Below are 26715 nucleotides of genomic sequence, written 5' to 3'. Positions count from 1 at the left end.
CTTCGCCAAGGCAAGTAGAGCCGGAGCCTGCTTAACGTTCGTCGGTCATCCCGAGATAGCGGTAGATCGCCTCGGACCGATTCATAGCACCCAGCTTGCGAAGTATCTTCTTGACGTGCGTCTTCACCGTGAAGATGCTGATGACGAGCTCGTCCGCGATCTCCGAGTTGGATGCGCCCCGAATAAGCAACCCGAATACCTCACGCTCACGAGTCGTCAGCGACTTCAGCGCAATGGGATTCAGGTCTCCGTGGGAAGTCCCAGGCAATGACGACACCTGCTGGGCCGAGTTCTCGTCGACGAAGCTGACGTCCGCGTGTTCGAGGACCTCGGCGTCGCGGGCTTGCTGTTGCAGGCGTTGGACTATTAAATTTTTCTGTTCATTGAGTCGGTCGGCCAGCATCGCTCGTTCGAACAGCGTCCCGAAACCAAGGGCAAACGCCCCGAGCACGTCCCTGACCACCTCGTCCACTGGGTGGCTGGAGGAGCGGCTGCCGTGCACGAGACCGATGACACCGGTCGACAGGGTGATCGGGGCCACCACATAGGAGTCGGCGGCAAGCATCTGTACGGCCTTGTCACTCGGCCGGATGCCGGCGGCGGGCCCGGCGAGTATCGCGGACCGAGTCTCCCACGCCTGGCTCTCGGCTGATTCGAAGTCGAGGGGTATGGCCTGCACGGAGCTCAGAACCTCTTCCGACCTCGTCTCGCTGTAGAGTTCGAGGGCTGTCCACGTGCCGTTGTCGACCTCGGACAGGAGTATCCGGTCGAGTTGCGCCGCGTTGGCGGCCTCGATGCAGATGCGCTTGCGAAGACCAGCGACGGATTCCGAGCCGCGCAACCGCCGGATCGCGCTGGCGAACTCACTGGGCGACACCGCATGACCCGGTCCCGGATGCGCCGTGCGAATCCGCATGCGCACGTTCTGGAGGTCGAGGATAAGGCGACCGAGCGCGCGTTGCTGCTCGGGGCCGAGTTCGGGAAGCGTCGCAAGAGCCAATTCGGTGGCCTCGTCGAGGAACGCCATCTGGGTGCCGAGTGAGACCGCGCGGATCTCATGGGAGCGGGGGCCGACACCGTAGTCGTCGCGGAGCCGATCGAGGAGGGCGATGACGGCGTGCGACAGCTCGCGGTCGGTGGCCGACCGGGCGGCGGCTCGCTTCTCCGTTCCCCCCGTCATCTCGCTCGGCGAGTTTGACTCGAGTAGAGGGCCGCCGCCACTGCGCGCGTCGGTGCGTGCAGCTTCTTCAGTACGGCTTTCACATGCGACTTCACGGTGCCCTCAGAGATAACCAGTGACTGCGCGATCTGACAGTTGGTCGCTCCGGTTGCCAAGTGAGACAGGATCTCGCGTTCGCGAACGGTCAGCACGCTGTTGATTTCGAGCACTCGGCCCTCGCCGGGCACGTCGGTAGGCCTCTCCGGTGGCCCCGGCGCCCGATCGGAGAGAAGCGCGTCCGCCTTCGAGATCCGGTCCAGCATCGTCTGAGTTGCGTCGAACGACTCCTCGACCTGAGCGCGCTGCAGTTGAATGCGGTGCTTCAGCACCGCCTGCTCGTAGACGATCGCAAGAATTGTCGCGAAACTATCCAACCGATCTCGGTCGAACGGATCGAGGACGTCGGCCGATCCTGGCCGATCGGCGTGGAGTAGTCCGATAACCTTCCCTGCGGACATGACGGGCGCCGCGACATACGCCGACGTGCGGGATCGACTGACGATCTCCTTGTGCGTGCGGTTGTCGGCGGCGGGAGTCGCGACCAAGGCGGGAACTCGGCGTCGGACGAGCTCGGTCTCCAGCGGCGCTTCAGCCAAAGACAATACCGCGGAGTCGACGTAGTCGGAGAAGTCCAGATCCGAGCCGTCCAGATCGGGGTTCAGGTAGAGGCGGCGGGGCTGCCATAGAGAGCCGGACACAGCGGAGATCATCGAACGTCCGAAAGGCAACTGCGTACACACGACCTCCGGTGCCGACTCGATGATCCGCCGCGGCGAAAGCCCGCGGAGCCGACATGCAGCGTCATGAACGTCGCCGAGCTCCGCGATCCTGCGAATTGCCTCGGCCTTCGCGAGCTGTTCCTGAAGATGTTCGATGTCGACTAGAACGCGACACGCGTCTTCGATGTCGCTCTCGGCGAGCCGCCCATCGGTGAGCGCTTCGCCGAGGCGGCCCCGCGCCGCGCCCAGCGACACCGGCAGCGTGGGGGCACAGACTGCGATGGAGTGATCAGCCAGTAGTTTGCCAGCAGTCTCGAGGCTGTCGGCCGCCTGCTGGACGAGATCCGCAGGCCACAGCTCCATCGAGGTCGTCGTCCGGCTCACCTGCGCCCTCCAATTGCTCGCTTCACGCCATGGACACATCGATTGTGACTGTCGTCACCCGAAGAGTGTAGCGTGTGTCCGGCACTTCAGTCGAATGGTATGACCTAAGTGCCGATTCTGAAGGTTCGTCTCGAGTCCTTCCGAGGCGGCAGGCCGCCGCAATACAGGCATCAGGAGCAGCCGAAAATAGCCGTGCTGTAGTCGCATCGAAGTAACACCGGCCCATCGGTCCAGTACGCCGCCGACGTAAACGAAGTCGCCGAGGAACCGGGTGCTGACCGTGGCAAGTTGAGCCGACCGCCTCGTACGTAGGAGACGCCGGCAGCTACGACAGACAGTCGCCGGGGACCATGGTCGGTCGTTCCACGGCGCCAGTGAACTGTACCCGGGCTGGTCCGGGCGGCGTCTGCGCGCCAGTCGTCTCGACGGTAAGCCCGGCCGAGCACAGACCACGGCCGGGCTCGCTGTCACTCAATCGATTTCAATGCTCTGGTCGGACACCGCCGCACTGCCTGTTCGACGTTGGCGCGCTGGGCCTCGGCCGGACCTTCGTCGACCACGTCCAGTTCTCCGTCATCGTTGATGCTGAAGACATCTGGCGCGGCGAACTCACACTGGCCGTGACCCTCACAGAGATCCCAGTCGACCGAGATTTTCATCGGGAGCCCTCCTTCTCGACGCGGACATTCAGCCGCTTGAAAGCATGAAATTGGTTGGTGTGCAGTCGGTCCGGCGGACCGAGTGGACGAATTCGAAGTCCGCGGTCGAGCATCCCTTGGAAGAATGAGGTGACCTCGGCCCTCGCCAGGTGCGATCCCATGCATGCATGGATTCCCCAGCCGAAGCCCACGTGATCGTTCTCCGCGCGGTCGATTCGGACGACATCCGGGTCCGGGAATATCGCCGGGTCCCGGTTGGCGGCCTGGAACCAGCACACGACCTTGTCGCCTGCACGGATGGTCCGGCCGTCCCAGTCGACATCCTTCGTCGCCGTGCGGCGCATGGCGCGGATCGGAGTCACATAGCGCAGCATCTCTTCGATCGCCGACCTCAACAGTTCAGGTCGGGCGACCAGTTTGGCCCACTCCTCCGGAAACTCGTCGAAGGCCAGGACGGCTCCGGTGATGAGGTTCCGCGTGGTCTCGTTGCCGGCACCGACCAGAACGAAGTAATACGCCGCGAGGTCTTCCCAGGACAGAGGGCCACCCTCGAACTCGGCGTGCACCAGCCGCGACACCAGGTCGTTGCGTGGTTTCGCACGCCTCGCGGCGGTCAGGTCCTCGAAGTACGCGAACATCTCCGCGCGAGCCTGCTCCTTCTCGTCCGGAGAACGCATGAACTCCGGATCGTCCGATATCACGCGGTTCGTCCAGTCGAGGAGCAGACCGCAGTCTTCGAGCGGTACGCCGAGGACCTGGCCGAGAACCTGGATCGGTAGCAATGCGGAGGCCGAGTGGACGAACTCCACCCCGCCCCGACCGGAGATGTCGTCGAGGATCGCACTGACCGCTCGGTCGATCACGTCCTGCCATTCCCGGACCTTTACGGCCCGCAGATGCGGGGCGGCCAGTTTGCGCAGGCCGGTGTGCCGGGGCGGATCAGTATTGTGGACGGTGCTCGTCCCGCCCTCGACCTTTCGGCTGAGGATCTGGGTTCCCTCGCCGTTGACGAAGGTGTGCGGGTCGTTGACCACCGTGATCACATCGTCGTAGCGGGTGACGGACCAGAAGCCCGGGCCGTCCAGTTCGTCGTTCCAGTGGAGGGGCTCGGAGTTTCGCAGTTGCGCGAGGAGGGCGTTCTCGGTGCCGTCGATGAACGGTGCGAGGTCCATCAGGTCGATGGCCGCTTCGGGTTGTTGCAATGTCATCAGTGGCTCTCAGTGTCGTGTGTGATCTTTCCGTTCCTCCGGTCAGTTCTCGAGCAGGTAGACCTGGCCGTGTTCCCCGCCGATGGCGAGGCGCACCTTCGCTCCGTCCGCGGGGATGGTCTCGCCTCGCGACGTCTGGATACCCTCGGTGAACTCGGTCGACATCACACAGGGGATGCCGAATTCGCGGGACAGGATCCCTAGGTGGCTTTCGGGTGCGCCCTGCAGCGTGATGAGCCCGGCGACGCCGGCCATGAGGGCGGGCGACATGAACGTCGTGGTTCCGCCCCGGGAGATCACCACCGTGTTCGTCACGTCGGGCCCGTCGATGAAGTCCAGCACCTCCTCGGGCGAGTCGAGGAAGCGGATCGTGCCGACTGCTTCGGCGTCGGATGTGTAGGCCTTGATGCCCGTCCCGATCAGCTTGTCGGTCACGGTGTTGTTGCTGCTCATTCTTCCTCCAGGGGATGGGCGGCGTAGCCTGAGACAGGCAACCGCCGTTGAATATTGGACCAATTGCTGGAATTGTGTAGCCAATGTCACAATGCAGTCAATCGTTCGGGGCCCGAACGGGCTTGTTTCCCTCTTTCGGGGGAGGCAGGGCAGGTGGCTCCCACGGAAACGCCACACCTCGGGCGCTGTCGCATTCGCGACATGAACCTTTGAATGCCGGAAGATCGGAAGTGGTTTCGTGAAGAAGCAAGATATGGAGCCGGCGGTGCAGAACGCCGTGCGAACCATCATCGACGCGGCCCGACAGTTGGAGACCGATCCCCGCACCGCGGCACGCCGCGTCGGTGACGCGTCCAGCGCACTCGAGGCTCTCGACATCACTGAACGCGCGCTGTCTGCGTACTCGGCCCCCGACCACCACGAACTCCTCCTCGACGTGCGTGCGGCGCGTGCCGACGTCCTGGCCTACGAGCTCAGCCGCCAGCGTTCGATGCTGCCGATGCTGACCGCCGCGCTTGCCCGGTTGCGCGCGACGTCGACCATCGACGACCTCGTCGAGTCGATCCCCATCGAGAGTGCTGCACTCGGTTACGAGCGTGCGATGTTCTCCTGGGTCCACAACGAGTGCTGGGTACCGCGCGCCATGTACACGACGAGCGGACCGGAGGAAGGGCGGTCGATCCTCGACGCCGGCGCGCCGCCCTACCACCACACCCGCGATCTGATGGAAGTCGACGTCGTACGCAAGCGCCGACCGATCCTGGTTCTCGACGCGGGCACCAACCCGCGCGTCCATCCGAAGATCACCCCGGTCTCCCGTTCCAACACCTACGTCGCGGCTCCCGTCGTGGCGCGGGACCATGTCGCCGCGTTCGTCCACGTCGACCGCAATGCTTCCACGGGCACTACCGACGAGTTCGACCGCGATCTCCTCGCCTACTTCTGCGAGAGCATCGGCGTGATGCTCGATCGTCTTGTGGCAGCGAAGGTTCCGATCGAGGAGCCACTGCCGGGCTCTCCGGTCTCCGACTGGATCCACGCGCTGACCGCACGCGAACGCGAAGTACTGCGGCTCCTCGCGACCGGACTGACGAACGCCCAGGTCGGTGCCCGGCTGTTCATCAGCGAGGAGACGACCAAGACGCACGTGAAGAAGCTGATGCGCAAGCTGGGGGTGAGTAATCGCTCGCAGGCCGGTGCGATGTACCACCGACTCCATGCGTCGGTGGATTCGGGCGGCAGCGCCCACCCGCGCGAGACGCCGGCCTGAGCCGGACGCCCCGCGCGGCCGCGCTGTGTCAGAGGTGGATCATGCCCTCGCCACTGGCCCAGAAGCGGCCGAGCAGTTCGAGTGCCCTGCCCTGCTCGACGATGGGACCGTAGCCCTTCTCGACGCTGGCCTCGAAGTCGTAGAAACCCGCTGCGAGCATGTCGTCCCAGATTCCCGCTGCCTTGCCGACCGTGCCGATGAAGTCGGTGTAGTACACGTAGCTACCCGCGAGGATCTTCTCCCGGTCCGACATCGCCGCGATCCGCGGATAGAGGCGGGAGGCCCCGTTCTCCGCCTTCGCCGTGATCGGTGCCAACTCGTCCTCGGTGAGCAACCTGATCTCGCTGACGGGAGAATCCTCACGCTCGCGCACGTACACCGCGTATCCGGTGAGGTACTTGAGATAGTTTGCCGGGTTCGTGAACATCGTGCCGATGTCGACGACGCGGCTGTCGATCTGCTGCTCCCCCTCGAAGAACATGACCAGGGTCACGGACCACGGCAGATCGCTGACCGCGTCGGCCCACGGGTAGCCCGGGTCGTTGAGGACGTGATCACGCACGAGTGCCCATCCCCCGCCGGGCAGCGGGTACGGACCGGTGTCGGCGACGCCGTTGCGGCAGTCGAAGTGAAGCAGGAAGGAGGCCAGCTGCGTACTGCCGTTGAAGCGCTGGAAGTCCTTACGCGCCTGTGGGTCCGTCGACAGTGATGTCTTCTCGTCCTGGAAGCGGGTCACCCACTCGTCATCGAGAAGTGGTGCGTGGTAACCACGAGCGGACGTGAACATCGGTCCCTGGTCGTCCCACATCCCCCGGTACAGCCTGCGCGTGAACTGCATCGCAGCCTTGAGGTCGTCGGACCGTTCGCCCGGCTGCTCGTGGCCCAGTTCGACGGCGATGGCGCGGCCGAGCGCCGACGGGACGCCCGCGGCCCAGATGTGCAGGGGGTTGAGCTTGGTACCGATCTCGTGGCGGACCCGGCCCCCGATGTCACGCAGTCCGTCGACTCCCACCGCTTCAGTGATCATCCGGTGGAAACGGGGATGGTGCTGCCACTGAAGGTAGGTGCCCATCACCTCGTATTCCTGGCGCGGGATCAAACCCGACTCCCCCTCGCTGATCCGGGCCGCGAGGATGTCCCACAGATTCCAGCCGTAGTAGTCGAGCAGGTCGTTGGCCTCTGCCGTCGTCAGATCGCGAGCAAGCGAGTCGTCGGTGAGATCGAGCACCCCGGTCGACAGCTTCGACGCCATGATCCGGTGACCGGCGGTGCCTCCGGGCACCCCGTTCGCGTCCGTCGGGACCACCTCTTCCGACACCCCGGACGCCGCCTCGTCGTGCCCGGGGGCAACGGTTCCAGTCGCGCCTTCGCCGAGCACCACACCGCGGGGAGCATCGCGAAGGTCCAGTCGCACGACCGTTCCATCGGGCGGCACCATCTCTCGGCGGGCATTCACCTCACCGGCCGTGAAGGTGACCGACATGATGCAGGGGATTCCGTACTCGCGCGACACGATGCCGAGGTGGCTGGTCGGGGCGCCCTGCAAGGTCAGCACACCACGTGGACCGGCGACCAGCGCGGGTGTGAGGAAGGTCGTGGTGCCGCCTCGGGCGATGACCACGCACTCGTCGATGTCGTCGCGGTCGACGAAGTCCATCACGGCGTCAGGCGAGTCGAGCCAGATGGTCCGGCCTTCCACCTGTTCCGTGTCCTCGAACACGGCTACGCCGGCACCGATCGCCCCGAACGTGGTCGGACTGTCGACCGTGGTCACGACACGCTCCCATTCTTGGCCGCGGTCGACAATGCGGATTCGAGAGATCCGATGTCGCGGTTGACCGACAGCACCGCCTTCGCCTCCGTCGTGTCGAACGTCTCGGCCATCATGGCTTTCCGACGTGCCACGAACTCCGGGTGCCAGCCCTCTTCGATGTGGATCAGGCCCGGGCGGCCGGCGACGACACAGCGCCCACCGGCGTCGTGGGATTGGAGTCCGCCGGCCGGCCAGACCGCGAGCGCCGTGCGATCTTCGGCGACGATCTCGGTCTTCCGGCCCAGCGCGTCGACGAGGACGAATTCGGCTGCAGTGTAGGAGTAGTGCTCGAGGTCGCGCGTGATGTCGACATCGATCGAGGTGATCGGCGACTGCTGCCCGTCGCGGTCGACGTATCCGAGGTGATACGTCTGATCGAGTGCGGAGCCGTGCAGGAAGTTGATGGCGATGTCGGGACCCGACTGCACGTTGACCCACCGATATTGGTGGATCGCGGTCCAGTCGCGACGTCCCCACGAGTGGTCGCGATGTCCCGTCGTGTCGAACGGGATGACCCGGTCTCCCACCGTGAGCGTTCCGTGTACCTGCCCACTCTGCTCGAGCCGGTTGTCGGCCAGCCAACTGGGGCAGCCGCCCTCGTTGTCGTGGTACGTGAAAGCTGGTGTGGTGGAACTGAAGTGGTAGTCGAGGGCGACACCGTCATGTTCGAAGAAGACGTGTGCGTCCTTGTGTGGTGCACCGTGCCTCACGGTCAGGGGACCGACGGTCCAGTCGTCGAAGTCCGCGTCCGGTGACACGGGGACTCCTTCGGTGTGGAACTGTGCGAATCGCTCGTTGTCACGACCGAACACGAGTCCCATCGAGCCTGCTTCATGGGAACCGTTGACCCAGGTGTAGGCGATCACCCCGAGGTCGTGCTCGGGCAGGAACAGAATGAAAATGAGGCTCTCTCGCTCCAGCGGGCTGTCGGCGAGTCGGTGGCGGCGGTCGTCACGGTCGGTAAGTGTAGTGCTGGTCATGGCTTCCTTTCGATCAGAACTGATGGGGTCGGGTGCGTTGTCGTCGGCGACTGACCGTTCACGACTTCGGCCGGACGCTGGGGAAGCCGTCGCCCATCATGAACACGGGCGCAAGGATTTCACCGGCCCGTCCGCTCGCGAGAGTGGGCCATGCCTTCTTCGTGAGCTCGGTGGGTGCGTCGAACCCGCCCTCACGGATTCGGTCCCAGATCCCCACCCGCTGCGCGATCGGCCTGAGAAAGTCGTGGGAGTACACCGTGATTCCGTCCCAGATCTTTTCGTCGACGCTCTTCTTCGCGTACATCCGATAGAGGGCGAGCACACCTTTTTCCGCCTGCGCGGAGATCGCCCGCATTTCGTCGTCGTCGAGTATGCGCAGTTCCGACATCGGTGTGTCCATCGTGTCGCGTGCAAAGACGACGACGCTGTCGAGCCGGTCGAGGTAGGTCGACGGAGTGGTGAACGTGGTACCGATGTCGTTGATGGTGACGTCGATGGTGTCGTCTCGGAACACCATTACCTCGGTCACCGCGTACGGCATGCCCTCCGCGACATCGGCCCAGGGGTACGCCGGCTCGTGCAGGAAGTGGTCGCGCACGAGTGCGAACCCGCCGCCGGGCAGCGGGTACGGGCCGGTGTCGCCCATGCCGAGCCGATTGTCGTAGTGCAGCATGAAGCCGAAAAGTTCTGTGGCCGCGTTGAACCTGCGGAAGACGGCGCGGTGCTCCGGGTCCTCGACGGACACGGCTGCTGCAACCAGCGGATCGAGTACGTCGCGATCGAGGTGCGGAAGCGTGAAGCCGCGGCCCGACGCCAGCCCGGGACCGTCCCCCCACGTGCCGTGCCACAGCCTGCGACCGAACTGGATACACGTCTCCACGTCGGACCGCGACGCCACCGGATCGACGAGATCCAGCTTGACGCCCACGCCGCGTCCGAGAATCGCCATGAGCGAGCACGCGTAGTTCCGCAGGTGGTTCACCTTCGTTCCGACTTCGCGCTTGGAGACCCGGCCGAGGTCGACGAGACCGTCGACACCGACCTCGGCGGTGATCGCACGCATCGCCTCTGGGTAGACATCCCATTGCTGGACGAACGAGAGCGTCTCGTATTCCTGGCGCGGGATGAGCCCTGACTCGCCTTCCGTCGAGCGTGAGGCGATCAGCTCCCACAGATTCCACGCCATGTAGTCGAACCAGCTGTCAATCTGGTCGTCGTCGAGGTGGTCGGGCCTGATGTCGGCCGCGGTCGTGTCGACGAACGGATGCGGGTCCCGTCTCCGCATCTCCGCATCGCCCGCGACCCCACCGGGTACCTCAGCCATGAACTTCTCCACGAATGCAGCGAAGTCGATCATCTCAGTCATTGTGTCTCGCATTCTCGCCAGTTTCGGCATGACCATTCCGTATGTATGACCACACCGCGGTACACCTGTCACATTGCCCGCTGGGCGCCGCCGCGCCCATCCCCCGAAAGAGGGAACTGTGGCCTGTATCACGATTCAGGCTTCCGCCGTGCGGGTCGACGCTGTTACGTTACGGCCATTCCAATAACGGTCAGACCAAACAAATTCCCGGGAGGCAATTGTGACGTCGGGTGTCTATTCCTTCGATCACGACCACGGCGTGCCGGCTCGAGAGCTCGGCGAGCTTCTCGGCGGCAAGGGCGCCGGCTTGGCGGAAATGACTGCGGCACTGAGGTTCAGTGTGCCGCCCGGATTCACCATCTCGCTACCCGTGTGTCGCGAGTACCTGACCGACGGCTGGCCGGCCGCCCTCGACGACGCGCTCCGGGAACACGTGGACGCGCTGGGCGCGAGAATGGGCCGGCGCCTCGGCGATCCGCACGACCCACTCCTCGTCGCGGTCCGCAGCGGCGCACCCGTGTCCATGCCCGGCATGCTCGACACAGTCCTCAACCTCGGCCTGAACGACGCCACGGTCCACGGGCTGGCCCGATCGTCCGGTGACGACTGGTTCGCGTGGGACAGCTACCGCCGGTTCGTGACGATGTTCGCGACCACAGTGATGGGCATCGACGAGGCGACCCTACGCATCGGCGCCCCGGGGCGAACGGCCGACGAGGTCCGCACCCACGTCGGACGCCTGCGCGCACTCGTCGAGCAGCACGCGGGCCGGCCGGTCCCGCACGACCCCATGCAACAGCTGCGCGAGGCCGTGGAAGCGGTCTTCAGATCGTGGGGGTCGGACCGAGCCCACGCGTACCGCGCCCACGAAGCCATCGACGGTGACCTCGGCACCGGCTGCAACGTCCAGGCGATGGTGTTCGGTAACCGTGGACCGTCGTCCGGAACCGGTGTCGTGTTCACCCGGAACCCCGCGACCGGGGAACCCCGTGCGTACGGTGACTACCTTCCCCGAGCGCAGGGTGAAGACGTCGTCGCAGGCACCGCGAAAACCATGCCGGTCCAACACATGGCCGAACATCAGCCCCTGGCCTACGCCGACCTCACGGCGGCGCTGCGCCGACTCGAAGTGCACTACCGCGACATCTGCGACGTCGAATTCACCGTCGAGGACGGCCATTTGTGGTTGCTGCAGACACGCATCGGCAAGCGTGGCGCGGTCGCTGCAGTCCGGATCGCGGTCGACCTCGTCGACGATCCGGAGGTGAAGCTCACCGAGGCCGAAGCGCTCGACCGGGTGCCACCGACTCTGCGAGCGAAGGCCCGCGCGGAGATCATGGCCCGTTGCGGCGCAGACGGCCCCGAGGAAGACCTGCTCACGACCGGACTCGGTGCCTCGCCCGGACGAGTCACGGGACGGGTGGTGTTCACGGCCGACGAGGCCATGGACGCGGACGACGACGTAATCCTGGTCCGCGCCGAGACGAGTCCGGAAGACGTCGCCGGCATGGCGGCATCGGTGGGCATCCTCACCACACGCGGCGGACTCGTCAGCCACGCTGCCGTCGTCGCCCGCGGGTGGGGTGTCCCCGCGGTCGTCGGCGCCGACGAACTCACCCTCGACGGCAACACGATAGCCAGTATCAACGGAGTGAAAGTGACTGTCGGCGAGACGATCACGATAGATGGTGGGACCGGATCCGTATGGCGTGGGACCGTGGTCGGAACGTCGGCAGGTGACGACGTCGTGGCCGCGCAACTGCCGCAACTTGCCCGGCTCGAGCAGTGGGCACTCGAGCGAGAGGTGTCTCCGGCATGAGCGGCCCGCTTCCCGGTCACGTCGTGGTGGTGGGTGCTTCCCTGGCGGGGTTACGGGCGGTGACCACCGCCCGCGAGAACGGGTACACAGGACACATCACGCTGGTGGGCGAGGAGTCCCATCTGCCCTACGACCGGCCACCGCTGTCGAAGGAGTACCTCGCCGACGGCCCCCTCACCACGGCCCACCACCTCCCCGACGCCGACACCCTCGCCGACGACCTCGACGTCGATGTACGCACCGGTACCCGAGCGACGGGCATCGCCCTCGACGAGCACGTACTGACACTCCTCGAGGGCGAGATCCAATACGACGCAGCGCTGATCGCCACCGGCGTCCGGGCACGCACGCTGCCGGGGTCCGACCACCTCGAGGGTGTCCACACCCTGCGTAGCCTCGACGACGCGGCCTCGGTCCGCGCCGGACTGGACGCGGGCGCGCGCACCGTGGTGATCGGGGCCGGGTTCATCGGTGCCGAAGTGGCCTCGGCCGCCCGGCGCCGAGGTCTCCCGGCCACCATTCTCGAGATGCAGAACGCACCTCTCGTCCGGGCGGTGGGGAGCACCGCGGGCACCGCACTCGCGGCCCTGCACTCCCGGAACGGCGCGGACCTGCGGTGCGGGGTCACAGTCGAGGCGCTCCTCGGCGACCGCCGAGTGGAAGCGGTTCGACTCGGTGACGGGACGGAGATCGCAGCCGACCTCGTCGTCGTCGGGATCGGAGCCGACCCGGCGACCGAATGGTTGACATCCTCCGGACTCGGCCTCGACAACGGTGTCGTCTGCGACAGCACACTCCATGCCGGCCACGACGTGTGGGCGGCCGGAGACGTCGCGCAGTGGACCAACCGCCTCTTCGACCGCCGGATGCGTCTCGAGCACTGGACCAACGCCGGAGAGCAGGCGGCCCACGCCATGGTGAACCTGCTCGATCCCCCGCGGGCCACGGAGTACCACCATGTCCCCTACTTCTGGTCCGACTGGTACGGGCAACGCATCCAGTTCGCAGGCCTCCCGATCGGCGAACCCGTCGTCGTGAGCGGTCACTGGGGTGGCGACGCGTTCGTCGCGCTCTATCGCGAGTGCGATCGGCTGATCGGCGCGCTAGCGCTCAATCGACGCGGCGACATCATGAAATACCGTGCACTGCTCGCGCGCGGCGCCGACTGGAACGCGGCTCTCGACCTGGCCAGCCGACGCAACGCATCCGCTCCCATCCCGGCCTGACCAATCGACCAGGAGTCCATTCCATGCAGCAGCACACCGACGTCTTCATCGCAGGGCGCTGGGTCCCGTCACACTCGGGCGCCCGCACCGACGTGGTGAATCCGACCACCGAGGAGACGTGGGCCTCCGTCCCCGAGGGCGACGAGCAGGACATCGACGACGCCGTCACTGCGGCCCGCGACGCGTTGCCGAGTTGGGCCGCGCGCAATCCGTCCGAACGGGCAGAGTTTCTGCGTCGCCTCGCCGACGAGATCGACCGGCGCGCGGCCGAATTCACCCGGATCATCACCACCGAGAACGGCACCCCGATCGCCGAGAGCAGCGCGGCACCGGCACACAGCGCCGCACATCTGCGCCTCACCGCGGGACTCGCCGACCTGCTGACGGGACCCGATGTGCGGCCGAACCCGATGGCACCCGGAAGCTCGGTGGTCCACCGGCGGCCGGTCGGTGTCGCCGGACTGATCACACCCTGGAATTTTCCCCTGGGACTGGTCGTCATCAAGCTCGGACCGGCGCTTCTCGCCGGATGCACCGTGGTGATCAAGCCCGCCCCGGAGACCCCGATGGCGACGAGGCTGTTGATGGACGCTGTCGACGCCGCCGGCATTCCCGCCGGTGTAGTGAACCTGATTACCGGCGGCACCCGAGCCGGCACGGCACTTGTCGAGCACCCCGGTGTCGACAAGATTTCCTTTACCGGTTCGACGAACGTCGGGCGCACCATCGGCGCGTCGTGCGGTCGTCGGCTCCGATCGGTGACGCTCGAACTCGGCGGCAAGTCTCCGGCGATCGTGCTGGACGACGTCGACCCGGAGCTTCTGGCGCACAACATCTTGAAGGTGTCGATGCGCAACACCGGCCAGACCTGCAAAGCGTGCACGCGGCTACTCGTGCCGGCTTCCCGCCACGACGAGCTGGTGGATCTCGTCGGAGACGTCGTCTCCGCTGCACCGGTCGGCGACCCCTTCGACCCGGGCACGTTCTTCGGCCCCGTCGTCTCCGACCGGCAGCGCGAGCGTGTGCTCGGCTACCTCGACCTGGCTCAGCGCGAGGGCGCGAAGGCGGTGACCGGAGGCGGACCCGCGACCCGATTCGACCGGGGTTACTACGTGGAACCGACCGTGTTCCGCGACGTGACACCGGAGATGCGCATCGCGCGCGAGGAGGTCTTCGGTCCGGTGCTGGCAGTCGTCCCCTACCGGGATCTCGACGACGCCGTTGCCATCGCCAACGACTCCCCCTACGGACTTGCCGCCACCGTGTTCGGTGAGGACCTCGACCGCGCCGCGGCCGTCGCCGAGCGTCTCGAGACCGGGAACGTCGGGATCAACCACTACGGGTCGAACGCGGCGGCGCCCTTCGGTGGGCACAAGGACAGCGGACTGGGTACCGAGTTCGGGCCCGAGGGCCTCGCCTCCTACCTGCACTACACCTCGATCCACCGTCAATTCTGAGCAGAACGAGAGAAAGACACCATGAGAGCAGCAGTGATGTGGAAACCGGGCACACCGTTCGACGTCCAGGACGTGGATATCGCGGCCCCCGGCCCAGGACAGGTCTCCGTCGCGATCCACGCCTGCGGGGTGTGCGCCTCCGACCTGTCCTTGACCACTTCGTTCGGCCAGCCCACCCCGGTCGTCCTCGGGCACGAGGGGGCGGGCATCGTCACCGAGATCGGGGAGGGTGTCGACTCCGTCGCCTTCGGTGACCATGTGGTGCTGGTGTGGGTCCCCCCGTGTGGTCGTTGCGCACCGTGCCGGCGAGGTGACGACTACTTGTGTGCGAATCGACGATCCTCCGCGGATGCTCGCGCGGGCAAGGCGGCGGCGCGGCCCTCACCCCTCAGCGTCGACGGCAACGCGGTCCACCAAGGGATGGCCACCTCGACGTTCGCCGAACAAACCGTGGTCCCCGCCAACGCCGTCGTCCGCATCGACGACGACGTCCCCTTCCCCGTAGCCGCGATGATGGGCTGCGCCGTACCCACCGGCGTGGGATCCGCGCTGCGAAGCGCACGAATCGCCCCGGGTGACGATGTAGCCGTAATCGGCTGCGGAGCAGTCGGACTCAATGCCGTAATGGGTGCGGTCGTGGCCGGTGCAGCCCGCGTAATCGCGGTCGATCCCATGCCGGGCCGCCGCGCGCTGGCCGAGAAGATCGGCGCCACCGAAACTGCCTCGGCTGAGGAGTTCGGTGACATGCGCGGTCTCGACGTGGTCATCGACGCAGTCGGCCATCCGCCCACCGTGAGCGCAGCGTGGAAGGCGGTGCGACGCGGCGGCACCGTGACAGTGGTGGGCGCGGGCCGCCCCGACCAAGTTGTGGAGATCAACGCCTACGAACTCTTCCACGACGACAAGCGACTGACCGGAAGCTTCCACGGCGGCATCAGCATGCACCGCGACCTGCCCGTTCTCGTCGGACTGTGGCGCAGCGGCCGACTCCCGATCGAGGCGTTGATCGACGGCACGGCCGAGCTCGACCGAATCAACGACGTCGTCACCGCACAGCAGGCCGGCGCCGCACTCCGCGTCGTGCTCACACCGCGCCCCTGACCTCTGCAACGCGTTACACACGAAAGGATTTCACCGATGGGTATCACCCTCCTCGGCAACTGCGCCGAGCGGCGCCACATCTTCTTCGACGCCGATGCGCACCCCGACGTCCGCGAATCGCTCGCCTACCTGCTTCCGCTGCCGCATCTCGGTCTCGGCGTCATCTTCTACACCTGGGTGCACGCGCTCGGCCAGAACGGCCAAGGCCGCGCGGGTGTTGCGGGCATCGTCTTCGGCCCCGGAGTGGACGAGACGGTATTCGAGGTCCACGACCACATCGGCGTTCCCGACTCGATGTCCTTCGACGACTGGCAGGTCGGGCCGGGCCGGCTCACACTGTCCGACGACATGATGAAGTCCACCATCGAATTCCGCGGCCAACGCCTCACCATCGACTACCAATGGACCGGACTCAATCCCTCCTTCGGTTTCGCGGCCAACCGCAACGGCTGCCCGGACTGGCTGGCATGGGATCGCACCGAACAAGGCGGCCACGTGACGGGCACGCTCACCCTCGACGGCACCACACACGAGATCGACGGGTACGCCCATCGTGACCACTCGTGGGGCATGCGCGACTGGGGCGGACCCACCCACTGGAAGTGGTGGAACATCCTCACCGACGGCGGAACCGCCATTCACGCGATGGAACTGCAGTACCGCGGGAAAACCACCTTGCACGGGTACGTACAGAAGGACGACGTGATCGCGACCATCGTCGAAATGGACTCCGATATCACCTTCGACGAACGATTCATGCACACGCGGGTGGAAGCGCGAATCGTGGACGACGAAGGTCGGGTCACCGAAGTGACCGCTCGACAGGGCGCCGATCTGCAATGGCCCGTCAGTCCTCGGCTGTGGATCCACGAGGCCGCGATGCACACCACCGTCGACGGCGTCGAGGGTGTCGGATACATCGAATGCGCCTGGCCGCCCGAGTACGTCGCCCACCATCGCACCGACGGCATCGGGATCGGCGAACGCAGCGACCTCACCCTCGACCGCGACTGACCCCTCACGACAACTCGAAGGACGAACACATGAGCTACACGACCAAGGAGGAGTACGACATCCTCCACCGCCTGCGGGTCCGCGGCCTCGCCACGGCGCAACCGTTGACGCAGAGCACCGGCCACTCCCGGCAGACCATTCAGAGCATCCTCGACGACGCGGTCGCCCGCGGGCTTGCGAAGTCCCGGACCGGCGGCCGCGTCGAGGGATACATGCTCACGTCGACGGGACGTGAACGCCACACCGAACTCCGCTCGCAGCAGGTGTCACCGGATGAGGTGGACGCCCTGACGGTTGCCTACGAAGCCTTCCTCTCGCCTAACCGTGAATTCAAACAACTCACCACCGAATGGCAGACCGAAGCGGCGGGCGATATCAATCGGATCCTCCCTGGACTCCTCCAGTTGCACGAACAGCTGGGCAAGGTGCTGTTACTCGCGGTGTCCGCGACCCCCCGGATGAAGCACTATCAACCTCAGTTCGACACCGCACTCGCCGCTTTCCGCGGTGGCGACGCCGGTGCACTCGCCCGCCCGATGTCCGGCTCGTACCACGACATCTGGATGGAACTGCACGAAGACTTGCTCCTCACCCTGGGCAACGAGCGAACGGACGCAGACGAATGACCGACGGCCCGGTGCTCCGTCTCAGCGGAACGCTCGCGGACAGTCGTGTGCTGCTCCCCGGCACCACCAACGTCCGCGACCTCGCTGGGTATCCGGCGGGGCCGGACCAGGTGATCGGTCCGCACCGGCTGTTCCGGGGCGAAGTTCTCGCCGACGCCGACGCCTCCGAATTCCAGGGGTTGTGGGATGAGAAACACCGCACCGACTTCGAGGATCTCGGACTTCGGACGGTCATCGACCTCCGCGCCGAACACGAGGTGCGCCGGACGCCGTCAGCGTGGCGTCGTGCCACCGGAGCGGATGTCGTCACCCTGCCCATCGAAGAAGGCGGAGAGGGCACTGACACGAACTACATTCGGAAACTGCTCTCCGGCGAGATGCCCCGGTTCGACGAAGAGCACATGACGCAGTTCTACTGCGAGATGCTGGACCGGCGGGCGTCCACCTTCGCGTCGGCGATTGCCGTGCTCGCCGACACGCGACGCCTCCCCGCGTTGGTGCACTGCTCCGCAGGAAAAGATCGCACCGGCCTCCTCGTCGCGCTTGTGCTCGAACTTCTCGGCACTCCGCGCGCCCTCGTGGTGGAGGACTACGCGCTCACCGGCGTCTTCCGGCCCAACCGGATCGCCGCCTACGCCGCCCTCTTCACCGGCGTCGGGGTCGACCCCGACGCCGCGCGGGTACTCTTCGAGACGCCGGCAGTGAGTATGGACCGCGCACTCGCACACCTCGACGACTCCTACGGCGGCGCCGCCGACTACCTCGTCAACGTCGGCTCCGTGCTTCCTCGGGCCCTCGAGGACCTACGCAGTTCCCTGCTCGTGCCGGCGCCTGCACACTGACAGCCCGCGGCCTGCCGCTCTCCTACGAGTACACAGCAAAAGCCTTGTTGGAGTTGAAGACGTCGGTCACCACCAGGTCGGACCAGTCCCGGCGCAGGCCTAGTTCCTCGACCGCACCGAGCATGCAGAACCAGTTGAGGATCTCGTGCTGGCCGGCATCGACGACTTCTGTGCTGGTGTAGGCGCGCGTCAGGGCGAAATCGTCTTCCAGCAGCGCTTTGTATACGCGCAGGTCGGCTTCGGTATCGGGACGCAGATGCCACAACTTGTCGGTTAGGAACGCATGCGACCAGCTCGAGGAGGCGACGAACGCCACCCTGAGGTCGCGGTCGCGGAAATGTTGCGCTACCGCCCGACCGACTTGGAAACACCGCGCAGGCGTCGGCCCTGAGGGATCGAGGACCTCCGATTCGATCTCGGCGAATCTAGCCAATCCACCTTTACGCGCGATGGCGTGCTGCCCATAGCAATTGACGGTCATCGGGATGAACGGGTAGGACATCTCGGCGCCCGCATTGGCATAGTCGAGGAACAATTGTGTGTTGAGGATTGCGTGCGGAAAGTGTGCGCCGGCGCGCTTTTTGTACGAGTAGGCCATGTCGAACCCGCGTTCGATCAGACCGTCGGTGAGTTGTCTGGCTCCCGAGGCGTCACCGTGCATGACGATCTGGAAATCGTCCGGCTTTCCCCAGAAGTTGGGACTCCCTCTTTCGTTCATGACCTCGAAGGCGGGTACCTCGAGGTCACCGTAGGCGAGCACGCAGAAGGGTGGCACTACCTCCTCGCGGAAATTCTCGTACTGGTCGTCGCCCCACACCACGACGACATCGGGGGCGAACTCGTCGACCGCTTCACGCACCCGGGCCAGATTCGCCACCAACTCCGCGCGATGTGCCGCTGCGGCAGCGGTTCCACCGTCGTCGGACCATTCGCGACGCATGCGGTCCGGCCAGTGGGCGGGATCTTTCTCCTCGGCGGGGATGTCCGGGTCGGTGAGCGTCCATCGCAGCAGACCTGCCATGTGCTCGTCGGTTCCCGCCAACAGCGGGTAGTGGGTCATGCCGAGAGCGAGGAAGTCTCCCATTGGCCGTCCTTTCTGAGGTGGCGCCTCGGGCGCCGTCACACGCGCCGGGCGGATCGCCCCTCCATCGTGCGGCGTGCCTGTGACGCACGCACAGCAAGTTCCAGTGCCCGGAACGCGGCGTCAGTCGTCGAACGGAAAGAGGTTTGCTCTGCCCTGGGACAGCATCTGGGTGGTGTCGCGGCTGATGCGGTGGGCGGTCAGTTTGACGGCGTTGATGACCGACACCGAGACCTCCTTCGACGAGTCGAACTGAACGGCGACGGCACCCATCGGCCGGCCCTTGATCAGCACGGGAGCGGCAATGTTTCCCAGACCCAGAATCACACCATCCTTCTGTACGGCAACCCCCGACACTCGAACGTGCTTCAACTCGTGGCGAATTCGGACCGGATCCGTGATCGAGTTCGGCGTCAGTCCGACGAGAGGGCCGTCCAGCATTTCGGTGAGTTCCTCTTCACGCAGATGCGCCATCATCGCCCGGCCCATCGCGGACAGGTGCGCGGGGATCCGGGTGCCTACCTCCCCTATGGGTCGCGCGTGGTTCACCGCGAACAGCGCCTGCAGCACGACGACTTCGTTGCCTCTAAGGACGCCGAAGTGCACGGATTCCTTCGACCAGGCCTGCAACTGGGCCAAGTGCGGCAGCGCAACCTCGCGCATTCCGTCCACTGGCATGGATGAAACCAGCCGCAACAGTCGGATACCGAGTCGGTACCCCGCGCCGTGTTCCTCGATCACCGCCAGCTCACCCAAACGCTGCAGCAATCGGTGAACCGTCGACTTGGGCAGACCAGTCTTCCGGCTGATCTGGGTGAGGGTCAGAACCCGATCGCGCTCGTTGAACGCATCGATGATCGAGAACGCCTTTGCCAGGATCGAGGGCGGGGAACTCCCCGCACCGTCGTCGTCCTGCTTGTCTTGTTCCATGTGCATGATCCGGGCCTCCGCACTCTTCGCTCCGCCGACCCCGCGGGAGAACTACTGTAATGGCGGTCACAGCGCGCTGGCATTCAGGGTACGTGCCCGCCGATCGGTTCCAGCCCCCGGAACAGCAGCGGCCGCAGCCGCAGCCGAGCCCCTAACGTTCCCTCCGTCCGGCTTGTCCGACGACGTGGGCGAGCCGACGAACCAGAAACGGATGCGTGCGAAAGGAGACACCCTCGTGGTTCCACCCGGCACCATCGATGTGCATGCGCACTACTTCCCCCGTGACGCCCCTCCCGTCGAGGTCATCGCAGGTTTTCCGCGAGGACCTCGGTTGGTGGTCGACTCTGCTGCGGAGGGACGGTTGGTCCGCGGATCCGAAGACTTCCGCAGCGTCCGGCGCGCCCTCTGGGATGTGGAGGCGCGCTTGGCGGACATGGATCGGGCGGGCGTCGGGGTTCAGGTGATTTCTCCCGTGCCGGTCGTATTGGAATACGGTGCTCCGGCAGCACCGTTTGCCGCTTACTGCCGATGGATGAACGAGTCCATCGCCCGTGCGGTCGAAGCCGCTGACGGTAGGCTCGTCGGAATCGGAACCGCCCCCGTCGCATCACCGCGTGATTGCCTGCCCGAACTACGTTATCTGTCCGATGTTTTGGGTCTTCGCGGTGTCGAGATCGGCACGCGGATCAACGGAATGGAATTGGACGACCCAACGCTGGGGTACTTCTTCGACGCCGTCGACAGCCTCGGGCTCGCGGTACTCGTTCACCCGATCGACGGTGGTGGCGGCGCAGTGCGGCGTTCCGGCTTCACCTATGACTTCGGGCTGGGAATGCCGTCCGACACTGCGTTGGCGGCCACTGCCCTCGTCTTCGGCGGGGTTCTGGACCACCATTCAGGACTGCGGGTGGCCACGGTGCACGGCTGCGGAACCTTCCCATGGGCATATCCGAGACTTCGCCTCGGCGCCCAGCTTGCCGCCACGCACCTCCCGGACGAGCTGGATCGCCTCGTATCGCGCCTCTACGCAGACACCCTGGTGTTCGATCCGGCGCACCTGCCGAATCTGGTGCATCACTTCGGTCCGAACAGGGTCCTCCTCGGCAGCGACCACCCGTTCATCCCAGACCAACCCGAAGAGGGAATAGCGGACTTGTCCTCTATGGCAGCGCATTTACCGCCCGGGACCGTGCCGAGAATCCTCCGTGACAATGCACTCGAATTCCTCGGACTGTCATCCGGTGCGCTCGTCACCGCACACTTCTCACCGACAAAGGAAGACCACAATGGCACTTACTGATGAAAATCTCGTCGACGTCCCCGGAATGGCCAGCCGATGGGTACGCCTGGCGAACGGCGCCCGCGCGCACTACATGACTGCCGGCACCTCCGGCCCCGCCGTGATCCTGCTTCACGGCGGATTGCCCGGCTCGTCAGGCCTCGCGGGATGGCGCTTCATGGCCCCCTACCTCGGCGAGAACGGTTTCCGCGTCTATTGCCCCGACATGCCCGGCTTCGGACTGTCCGACACCCGGGAAGAATACTGGCCGGACGGCATGGAGTCCTTCGTCGACTTCATCGACCAGTTCGCCGCCGCACTGTGCCTCGACGAGTTCCACCTCGCAGGAAACTCCATGGGCTGCATGAACACGGTCAACTACACGGTTGCACACCCGGACAAGGTCAAGAGCTTCATTCTGATCGCGGGAGATGTCGGCGACGTGGTCCCGGAGCACTTGACCCCGCCGGCGGGCGAGTTCCGTCTGACGGCCTACGACGGCACACGTGAAGGCATGCGCACCATGATGGAGGCGATCATCCACCGCGGCGAGGCCATCAGTGACGATCTGATCGACATGCGTTACCTCTCTGCAAGGGACCGGATGGACGCGCACGCGAAGTTCTGGCCCACCCTCCTGCAGTACCGTCGAATTACAGACTGGACGGACGAGAACCGCGCCGCCCGGTTGGTCACCAAGGGGCGCCTCGACCGGTTGAGCACCCCCGGTCTCTACCTTTATGGCCGCCAGGACATCCTCACACCGGTCGAATGGGGGTACGTCCAGGAAGACCACCTGCCCAATGTCCAGTTCTTCTATCCCGACGAGTGTGGCCACCAGGGCCAGACCGACCGGCCCGACCTGTTCAACCCGGTCTTCCTCGAATTCTTCCGCGATGGGAAGGTCTCCGGAGATCTGGCCGACGCCGCTGGTGTTTCCGATCGCCGCCCAGAACTCCCTTTGATCGACCGTTCGCTGGTTTCTGCCTGAATCTCCGGCGGCGACCGATGGCCGACTCCGGGTCCATGATCCGGCGTCGGCCATCGGTCGTTGCCACCTCCGCGCACCGAGGAAGTGTCCGATGGCTCGACCGCACACTGTGCCGACCGCACTATCACCCACTGTTCCGGCAATGTCGGTGCGAACCGGTCGTCCTGACCGGACTTGGTTCTCGATTTGCGCGACAATGTTCGTGGTCGCGTGGGGTGGCAATCAATTCACTCCATTGCTGACCATGTACCGGACCGAACGCGGGTTCAGCGAACTCGCCGTCAACACCCTGCTTTTCGCGTATGTCGTCGGCCTGATCCCCTCGCTCTTGCTCGCACATCGGCTGGCGGCGCGCTGGGGCACCCGGGATCTTCTCGTTCTCGCCGCACCCCTCAGCGCACTGGGCTCGGTCCTGGTCGCGGCCGGGTCACACAACCCTGCCCTGATGTTCGCGGGGCGTATGTCGACCGGTGTGGCGCTAGGGATCGGGATGGTGGTCGGTGGGCTGGCGCTCGACTCGCTCTCGACCACATCTGGCCACGCCCCACGCGCAGCGGCAATGAGCCTGACCAGCGGGTTCGCGGTGGGAGCAGGTGCTGCGGGCGCACTCGCCCAGTGGGCTCCTGCACCGACCACCACGCCTTTCGTGCTGCACGGAGTGCTCTGCGCGGGTGGCGCCATACTGATTACGCGATCCACGACCGGTACTGCGCGCACACGGTCAGTGCCGCCGAAGCAAAACCGAACACCACTTCCGCGAGCATTCCATCTCCTGGTGATACCCGCCGCACCGTGGATCTTCGGCGCCCTGGGCATCGCCTACGCGATCCTCCCGCCCGTCGTGGCGTCCGAGTTGGCCGGCTTCGATTCAGCATTCTCCGGACTGCTGTGTCTGCTGAGTTTAGGACTGGGCTTCTTCGCGCAACGACTCGTGGGGCGCTCGCCGAGACGATCGGCTCCGACACGGGCGATCGGACTCATGTTGTTCGTCGCCGGCACGCTCGCTGCCGCCGTTGCTGCCGCAACCGCGTCGGTCTGGCTGGTCGTAGTCGCGGCATCCGTGCTGGGGATCGGATACGGATTGACGTTGGTCGGGTGCTTGCGCGACTGCGAGCGATCAGCCCCGCCCGGTCGGCTCGGGACGATGACCGGCCGGGTCTACTGTCTGGGTTATCTCGGGTTCGGACTACCGACCGTGATCGCATGGCTGCACAGTTCATTTGCGGTCGGCACGACGACCTCGTTGTTGTGGGTCGCCGCTGCGGCCGTCGTGACCAACATTGCGGGTACTGTCATTCTCGGCATCACGCGAAGGAAGCAGGCGGCCGACGTGTGCGCAGTTCCAGCGGTCGGAACTACGCACCACCTGGGCGTGTGACGTGGCTAGGTTTCGAGTATGTCCTTCCTGATCGTCGGCGCCTCAGTTGCAGGCACTCGAACAGCAATCGCTTTGCGGCAGCGCGGCTTCGCCGGGCACATAGTGCTCCTCGAGAGCGAAGAGCACTGGCCGTACGACAAACCCCCTCTGTCCAAGGACCTCCTGGCCGAGGGACCTGATCCGGACGTTCCGCGGCTCCTCACACCGGAGCTCGCAGCGGAGTTCGCCCTCGACGTCCGGCTGGGCGTGCGAGCGACCGCTCTGGACCCGGCACGGCGGGTGGTGGTCACCCACACCGGCGACGAGTTCTCGTACGAGCAGTTGGTGATCGCTACCGGCGCTCATGCGCGGTCCCTCCCCATTCCTGCCGTACCGGGGGTTCACACGCTGCGAACGCTCGACGACGCGACGGCTCTGAGAGAAGCTCTCGCCAGCAGGCCGCGGGTGGCCGTGGTGGGCGCCGGATTCATCGGCGCCGAATTCGCATCCGCGGCGCGTGGGCGCGGCCTCGACGTCACCCTGATCGAGGCACTCGAGATCCCGATGAGTCAGGTTCTCGGCGACGAGGTCGGACGCGAGATCTCCTCGATCCACGCGCTGGGCGGTGCCCAGCTCGTCGCCGGAGCGCGGGTGGAGCGTTTCCGCGGCAGTGAGCACGTCGAGGGCGTCGTCCTTGCCGACGGAAGCGAGGTACCGGCGGACCTCGTCGTCGTCGGCGTAGGCGCAGCACCGAACACCCAGTGGCTCGCGGGCAGTCGGCTTCCCATCGACGGCGGGGTGCACTGCGGCGACCTCTTCGAAGTCGAAGGTTTCCCGTCGATCTTCGCCATCGGCGACCTCGCCCTGCATCGACACCCGCTGCTCGGCGTCCGGGCGCGAATCGAGCACTGGACCAGTGCCGGCGAACAGGCCGATGCGGTCGCAGCGATCGTGACAGGTGCGGAACCTCCTGCGGCCCAGCTTCCGTACGTGTGGTCGGACCAGTACGGCTCCCGGATCCAGATAGTCGGGAGGCCCTCGCTCGGTGAACTCGCCCATCGCGAGGGATCGATCGCGGAGGGCCGCTTCCGTGCCGTCTACACCGACGCCGACCACAAACCGATCGCCCAGGTCAGCGTCAACGACGCCAGAGCAGTCGCTGCGTTTCGCAAGAACCACCGTCGCGGCGGGAGTCTCGAGGACCTCGTCGGCGGCCAGATCCCCGCCCGATAAAGGAGGCACCCATGCGTCAGATCCAGCATTTCAAGGACGGTCCGGACAAGATCCTTCATATCGAGACCGAGGGCTGCAAGGTCAACGTGATCATCGGGACGCACGACCTGAGCAACGAAGTCTTCACGACCATAGAGATTCTGCCCGCGGAACCGGACGACGACGGACGGAACTGGATGGCAATCGGTCCCACGGCCGTGCTGGTCGTCCCGGCCACCGGCTCCGATCCCGACAGTTGGCTCTTCCGGGACCTCGCCATGACCGATCCCAGCGTCGCCGACCACCACTAATACACGCCGCCGGCGCGGCCCGCACTCATCAGAACGGATCATCCCATGACCGCAGAGCAATTCATCATCGACGACCGCGACAACCACCTCTTCCGGGTCAACCGCGAAGCCTTCACTTCCGAGGAGGTGCTGCAGCGCGAGCGCAAAGAGATCTTCGACAAGACGTGGCTCTACGTCGGACACGAATCCGAAATTCCCGGCAAGAACGACTTCCAGACCCGGGACGTCGGCGGCCGACCGGTGATCTTCAACCGCGACCGCCACGGTGATGTCCGGGTGCTGCTCAACACCTGCCTGCACAGGGGATCCTCCGTCTGCCGGCACAGCTCCGGCAACGCCAAAATTTTCACCTGCTTCTACCACGGCTGGGCGTACCGGAACTCGGGCGAGTTGGTCAATGTGCCCGGCAACGAGGACTACAAGAGCGAGCCGGCAGCGGTGTACAAGGGTCTCCAGTCGCCCGCCCAGGTGGACTCCTACCGCGGGCTCTACTTCGTGAACTTCGATCCCGACGCGCCTGATCTGCTGACGTACCTCGGCGACGCCCGCTATTTCATCGATCTGGCAGCCAACCAGTCCCCCGAAGGCGTCGCGATCCTGGAGGGAACACACAAGTACTCGCTCAAAGCCAACTGGAAGCTCCTCGTCGAGAACAGTATCGACGGATATCACGCCAAGTCCGTTCACCACACCTACTTCGAAATGATGATGGAGCTCGGTGCCACACCACCGATGCTGGGCAAGGAGACCGTCAACGGTGTGGCGCCGGCCGGTATGGGTACCGAATTCCCCAACGGGCACGCAACATTGATGTATCCGGCCAACGGACTACCCCTGGCCACCGACAGTGTCAAGCGGACCCTCGCCGGCCTGCGGTCGCAGGCCGAACAGTCCTTCGGTGAGAACTATGCCAACGCGATGTTCGGCTTGGCGCGAAATTCGGTGTTCTTCCCCAGCCTCATCCTGATCGATCTCAGCTTCGGTTTGACGCTGCGCACGTTCTACCCGGTGAGTGCATCGGAGACACTCGTCACCGGTTGGCAGATCATCCCCAAGGGTGTCGACGAGGAGTTCGTCAGATACCGCATCAACAATGCACTCACTTTCTGGGGACCGGCGGGTCTCGCGACCCCCGACGACGTCGAGGCCCTCGAACAGGCGCAGAAGGGGTTCGGCGCACGCGGCGAGGTCGGCTGGTCCGACGTGTCGAAGGGAATGGGCAAGCCCGTGCCTGCGGCCAACGACGAACTGCAGATGCGGTCCTGGTGGCGGGAATGGAACCGGCGCGTCACCGGACAGCAACTCCCCACCGAAGGCACCTCGTTCGTTCCCTTCGACAAGCAGGCTGCCGATGCCTGACCTCGTTCGATAAGAGCCTATCCGCCAGTCACCTCAAAA

At 65.5% G+C, this 26715-nt stretch carries 24 protein-coding genes; 14 read left to right on the top strand and 10 right to left on the bottom strand.

Translation table 11 applies throughout. The annotated features are described in order from the left end of the window. Positions 1–31: 31 nt before the first annotated feature. The 5 genes from JQT59_RS37680 to JQT59_RS10230 all read right to left on the bottom strand — a co-directional run bounded on the left by JQT59_RS37680 (position 32) and on the right by JQT59_RS10230 (position 4642). Positions 32–1180, bottom strand: a complete 1149-nt coding sequence (locus JQT59_RS37680) for a LuxR family transcriptional regulator (RefSeq protein ID WP_213576037.1) — start codon at positions 1178–1180, stop codon at positions 32–34. Beyond that, a complete protein-coding gene (locus JQT59_RS10245; protein ID WP_249354331.1) occupies positions 1177–2322 on the bottom strand; it encodes a helix-turn-helix transcriptional regulator in 1146 nt (381 codons plus the stop codon). Before JQT59_RS10245 ends, JQT59_RS37680 begins: the two co-directional genes overlap by 4 nt. Before the next feature lie 467 nt (positions 2323–2789). Next, positions 2790–2981, bottom strand: coding sequence for a ferredoxin (locus JQT59_RS10240; protein WP_213576036.1), 192 nt, complete (start codon positions 2979–2981; stop codon positions 2790–2792). Further along, a complete protein-coding gene (locus JQT59_RS10235) occupies positions 2978–4189 on the bottom strand; it encodes a cytochrome P450 (protein WP_213576035.1) in 1212 nt (403 codons plus the stop codon). Before JQT59_RS10235 ends, JQT59_RS10240 begins: the two co-directional genes overlap by 4 nt. 42 nt (positions 4190–4231) lie before the next feature. Further along, positions 4232–4642 carry a PEP-utilizing enzyme gene (locus tag JQT59_RS10230; RefSeq protein ID WP_213576034.1) on the bottom strand — a complete coding sequence of 137 codons (411 nt, stop codon included), beginning with the start codon at positions 4640–4642 and terminating at the stop codon, positions 4232–4234. Positions 4643–4880: 238 nt separating this feature from the next. Between JQT59_RS10230 and JQT59_RS37675 the strand changes: the two genes are divergently transcribed. Beyond that, positions 4881–5912, top strand: a complete 1032-nt coding sequence (locus tag JQT59_RS37675) for a helix-turn-helix transcriptional regulator (RefSeq protein ID WP_283254058.1) — start codon at positions 4881–4883, stop codon at positions 5910–5912. Between the two features lie 28 nt (positions 5913–5940). On the opposite strand, the gene JQT59_RS10220 is transcribed toward JQT59_RS37675, so the two are convergent. The 3 genes from JQT59_RS10220 to JQT59_RS10210 are packed head-to-tail and all read right to left on the bottom strand — an operon-like array spanning position 5941 to position 10071. After that, on the bottom strand, positions 5941–7686 hold the full coding sequence (locus JQT59_RS10220) for a PEP-utilizing enzyme (protein WP_249354329.1): 1746 nt from the start codon (positions 7684–7686) through the stop codon (positions 5941–5943). Beyond that, complete coding sequence (locus JQT59_RS10215) at positions 7683–8705, bottom strand: DUF7064 domain-containing protein (RefSeq protein WP_213576033.1); 1023 nt, start codon at positions 8703–8705, stop codon at positions 7683–7685. The genes JQT59_RS10220 and JQT59_RS10215 overlap by 4 nt, the downstream gene beginning before the upstream one ends. A gap of 58 nt (positions 8706–8763) precedes the next feature. Next, entirely contained in the window at positions 8764–10071 is a 1308-nt protein-coding gene (locus JQT59_RS10210; protein WP_249354327.1) for a hypothetical protein, read from the bottom strand. 220 nt (positions 10072–10291) lie between these two features. Between JQT59_RS10210 and JQT59_RS10205 the strand changes: the two genes are divergently transcribed. Genes JQT59_RS10205 through JQT59_RS10175 form a run of 7 tightly spaced genes read left to right on the top strand, consistent with a single transcriptional unit; the run spans position 10292 to position 18156 of the window. Then, positions 10292–11890, top strand: coding sequence for a pyruvate, phosphate dikinase (locus tag JQT59_RS10205; RefSeq protein ID WP_283254057.1), 1599 nt, complete (start codon positions 10292–10294; stop codon positions 11888–11890). After that, positions 11887–13116, top strand: coding sequence for an NAD(P)/FAD-dependent oxidoreductase (locus tag JQT59_RS10200; protein WP_213576031.1), 1230 nt, complete (start codon positions 11887–11889; stop codon positions 13114–13116). Before JQT59_RS10205 ends, JQT59_RS10200 begins: the two co-directional genes overlap by 4 nt. Positions 13117–13139: 23 nt before the next feature. Further along, positions 13140–14573, top strand: a complete 1434-nt coding sequence (locus JQT59_RS10195; RefSeq protein WP_213576030.1) for an aldehyde dehydrogenase — start codon at positions 13140–13142, stop codon at positions 14571–14573. 21 nt (positions 14574–14594) lie between these two features. Then, complete coding sequence (locus tag JQT59_RS10190) at positions 14595–15674, top strand: alcohol dehydrogenase catalytic domain-containing protein (protein ID WP_213576029.1); 1080 nt, start codon at positions 14595–14597, stop codon at positions 15672–15674. 36 nt (positions 15675–15710) lie between these two features. Further along, a complete protein-coding gene (locus tag JQT59_RS10185; RefSeq protein WP_213576028.1) occupies positions 15711–16688 on the top strand; it encodes a DUF7064 domain-containing protein in 978 nt (325 codons plus the stop codon). Between the two features lie 29 nt (positions 16689–16717). Continuing rightward, complete coding sequence (locus JQT59_RS10180; RefSeq protein ID WP_213576027.1) at positions 16718–17314, top strand: MarR family transcriptional regulator; 597 nt, start codon at positions 16718–16720, stop codon at positions 17312–17314. Beyond that, positions 17311–18156: a tyrosine-protein phosphatase gene (locus JQT59_RS10175; RefSeq protein WP_213576026.1), complete on the top strand. Its 846-nt coding sequence runs from the start codon at positions 17311–17313 to the stop codon at positions 18154–18156. Before JQT59_RS10180 ends, JQT59_RS10175 begins: the two co-directional genes overlap by 4 nt. 22 nt (positions 18157–18178) lie before the next feature. Here JQT59_RS10175 and JQT59_RS10170 read toward each other — a convergent pair whose 3' ends face one another. Then, on the bottom strand, positions 18179–19240 hold the full coding sequence (locus JQT59_RS10170) for a DODA-type extradiol aromatic ring-opening family dioxygenase (RefSeq protein ID WP_213576025.1): 1062 nt from the start codon (positions 19238–19240) through the stop codon (positions 18179–18181). A gap of 120 nt (positions 19241–19360) precedes the next feature. After that, a complete protein-coding gene (locus tag JQT59_RS10165; RefSeq protein WP_249354326.1) occupies positions 19361–20173 on the bottom strand; it encodes an IclR family transcriptional regulator in 813 nt (270 codons plus the stop codon). Positions 20174–20402: 229 nt separating this feature from the next. Between JQT59_RS10165 and JQT59_RS10160 the strand changes: the two genes are divergently transcribed. The 6 genes from JQT59_RS10160 to JQT59_RS10135 all read left to right on the top strand — a co-directional run bounded on the left by JQT59_RS10160 (position 20403) and on the right by JQT59_RS10135 (position 26676). Next, complete coding sequence (locus JQT59_RS10160) at positions 20403–21467, top strand: amidohydrolase family protein (RefSeq protein ID WP_213576024.1); 1065 nt, start codon at positions 20403–20405, stop codon at positions 21465–21467. After that, positions 21454–22437 carry an alpha/beta fold hydrolase gene (locus JQT59_RS10155; protein ID WP_213576023.1) on the top strand — a complete coding sequence of 328 codons (984 nt, stop codon included), beginning with the start codon at positions 21454–21456 and terminating at the stop codon, positions 22435–22437. Before JQT59_RS10160 ends, JQT59_RS10155 begins: the two co-directional genes overlap by 14 nt. Before the next feature lie 142 nt (positions 22438–22579). Then, entirely contained in the window at positions 22580–23815 is a 1236-nt protein-coding gene (locus tag JQT59_RS10150; RefSeq protein WP_213576022.1) for an MFS transporter, read from the top strand. An 18-nt stretch (positions 23816–23833) separates the two neighbouring features. Then, the gene (locus tag JQT59_RS10145) at positions 23834–25027 is read left to right on the top strand and encodes an NAD(P)/FAD-dependent oxidoreductase (RefSeq protein WP_213576021.1); all 1194 of its coding nucleotides are present in this window, start codon (positions 23834–23836) and stop codon (positions 25025–25027) included. 11 nt (positions 25028–25038) lie between these two features. Then, on the top strand, positions 25039–25317 hold the full coding sequence (locus tag JQT59_RS10140; RefSeq protein WP_213576020.1) for a hypothetical protein: 279 nt from the start codon (positions 25039–25041) through the stop codon (positions 25315–25317). A gap of 45 nt (positions 25318–25362) precedes the next feature. Beyond that, entirely contained in the window at positions 25363–26676 is a 1314-nt protein-coding gene (locus tag JQT59_RS10135) for an aromatic ring-hydroxylating oxygenase subunit alpha (RefSeq protein ID WP_213576019.1), read from the top strand. The last annotated feature ends 39 nt before the right edge of the window (positions 26677–26715 follow it).

This window comes from Rhodococcus sp. USK13 (assembly GCF_018343855.1).
Classification (GTDB): domain Bacteria; phylum Actinomycetota; class Actinomycetes; order Mycobacteriales; family Mycobacteriaceae; genus Rhodococcus_F; species Rhodococcus_F oxybenzonivorans.
This window is presented reverse-complemented; position numbering and strand designations above follow the sequence as displayed.

Excerpts from the sequence above, each read along its gene's own strand:
- JQT59_RS10210 (WP_249354327.1), bottom strand. The coding sequence starts at position 10,071 with ATGACTGAGATGATCGACTTCGCTGCATTCGTGGAGAAGTTCATGGCT.
- JQT59_RS10135 (WP_213576019.1), top strand. The coding sequence starts at position 25,363 with ATGACCGCAGAGCAATTCATCATCGACGACCGCGACAACCACCTCTTC.
- JQT59_RS10175 (WP_213576026.1), top strand. The coding sequence starts at position 17,311 with ATGACCGACGGCCCGGTGCTCCGTCTCAGCGGAACGCTCGCGGACAGT.
- JQT59_RS10185 (WP_213576028.1), top strand. The coding sequence starts at position 15,711 with ATGGGTATCACCCTCCTCGGCAACTGCGCCGAGCGGCGCCACATCTTC.
- JQT59_RS10215 (WP_213576033.1), bottom strand. The coding sequence starts at position 8,705 with ATGACCAGCACTACACTTACCGACCGTGACGACCGCCGCCACCGACTC.
- JQT59_RS10155 (WP_213576023.1), top strand. The coding sequence starts at position 21,454 with ATGGCACTTACTGATGAAAATCTCGTCGACGTCCCCGGAATGGCCAGC.
- JQT59_RS37680 (WP_213576037.1), bottom strand. The coding sequence starts at position 1,180 with ATGACGGGGGGAACGGAGAAGCGAGCCGCCGCCCGGTCGGCCACCGAC.
- JQT59_RS10150 (WP_213576022.1), top strand. The coding sequence starts at position 22,580 with ATGTCGGTGCGAACCGGTCGTCCTGACCGGACTTGGTTCTCGATTTGC.
- JQT59_RS10235 (WP_213576035.1), bottom strand. The coding sequence starts at position 4,189 with ATGACATTGCAACAACCCGAAGCGGCCATCGACCTGATGGACCTCGCA.
- JQT59_RS10140 (WP_213576020.1), top strand. The coding sequence starts at position 25,039 with ATGCGTCAGATCCAGCATTTCAAGGACGGTCCGGACAAGATCCTTCAT.
- JQT59_RS10145 (WP_213576021.1), top strand. The coding sequence starts at position 23,834 with ATGTCCTTCCTGATCGTCGGCGCCTCAGTTGCAGGCACTCGAACAGCA.
- JQT59_RS10170 (WP_213576025.1), bottom strand. The coding sequence starts at position 19,240 with ATGGGAGACTTCCTCGCTCTCGGCATGACCCACTACCCGCTGTTGGCG.
- JQT59_RS10230 (WP_213576034.1), bottom strand. The coding sequence starts at position 4,642 with ATGAGCAGCAACAACACCGTGACCGACAAGCTGATCGGGACGGGCATC.
- JQT59_RS10190 (WP_213576029.1), top strand. The coding sequence starts at position 14,595 with ATGAGAGCAGCAGTGATGTGGAAACCGGGCACACCGTTCGACGTCCAG.
- JQT59_RS10200 (WP_213576031.1), top strand. The coding sequence starts at position 11,887 with ATGAGCGGCCCGCTTCCCGGTCACGTCGTGGTGGTGGGTGCTTCCCTG.
- JQT59_RS10165 (WP_249354326.1), bottom strand. The coding sequence starts at position 20,173 with ATGCACATGGAACAAGACAAGCAGGACGACGACGGTGCGGGGAGTTCC.
- JQT59_RS10240 (WP_213576036.1), bottom strand. The coding sequence starts at position 2,981 with ATGAAAATCTCGGTCGACTGGGATCTCTGTGAGGGTCACGGCCAGTGT.
- JQT59_RS10195 (WP_213576030.1), top strand. The coding sequence starts at position 13,140 with ATGCAGCAGCACACCGACGTCTTCATCGCAGGGCGCTGGGTCCCGTCA.
- JQT59_RS10180 (WP_213576027.1), top strand. The coding sequence starts at position 16,718 with ATGAGCTACACGACCAAGGAGGAGTACGACATCCTCCACCGCCTGCGG.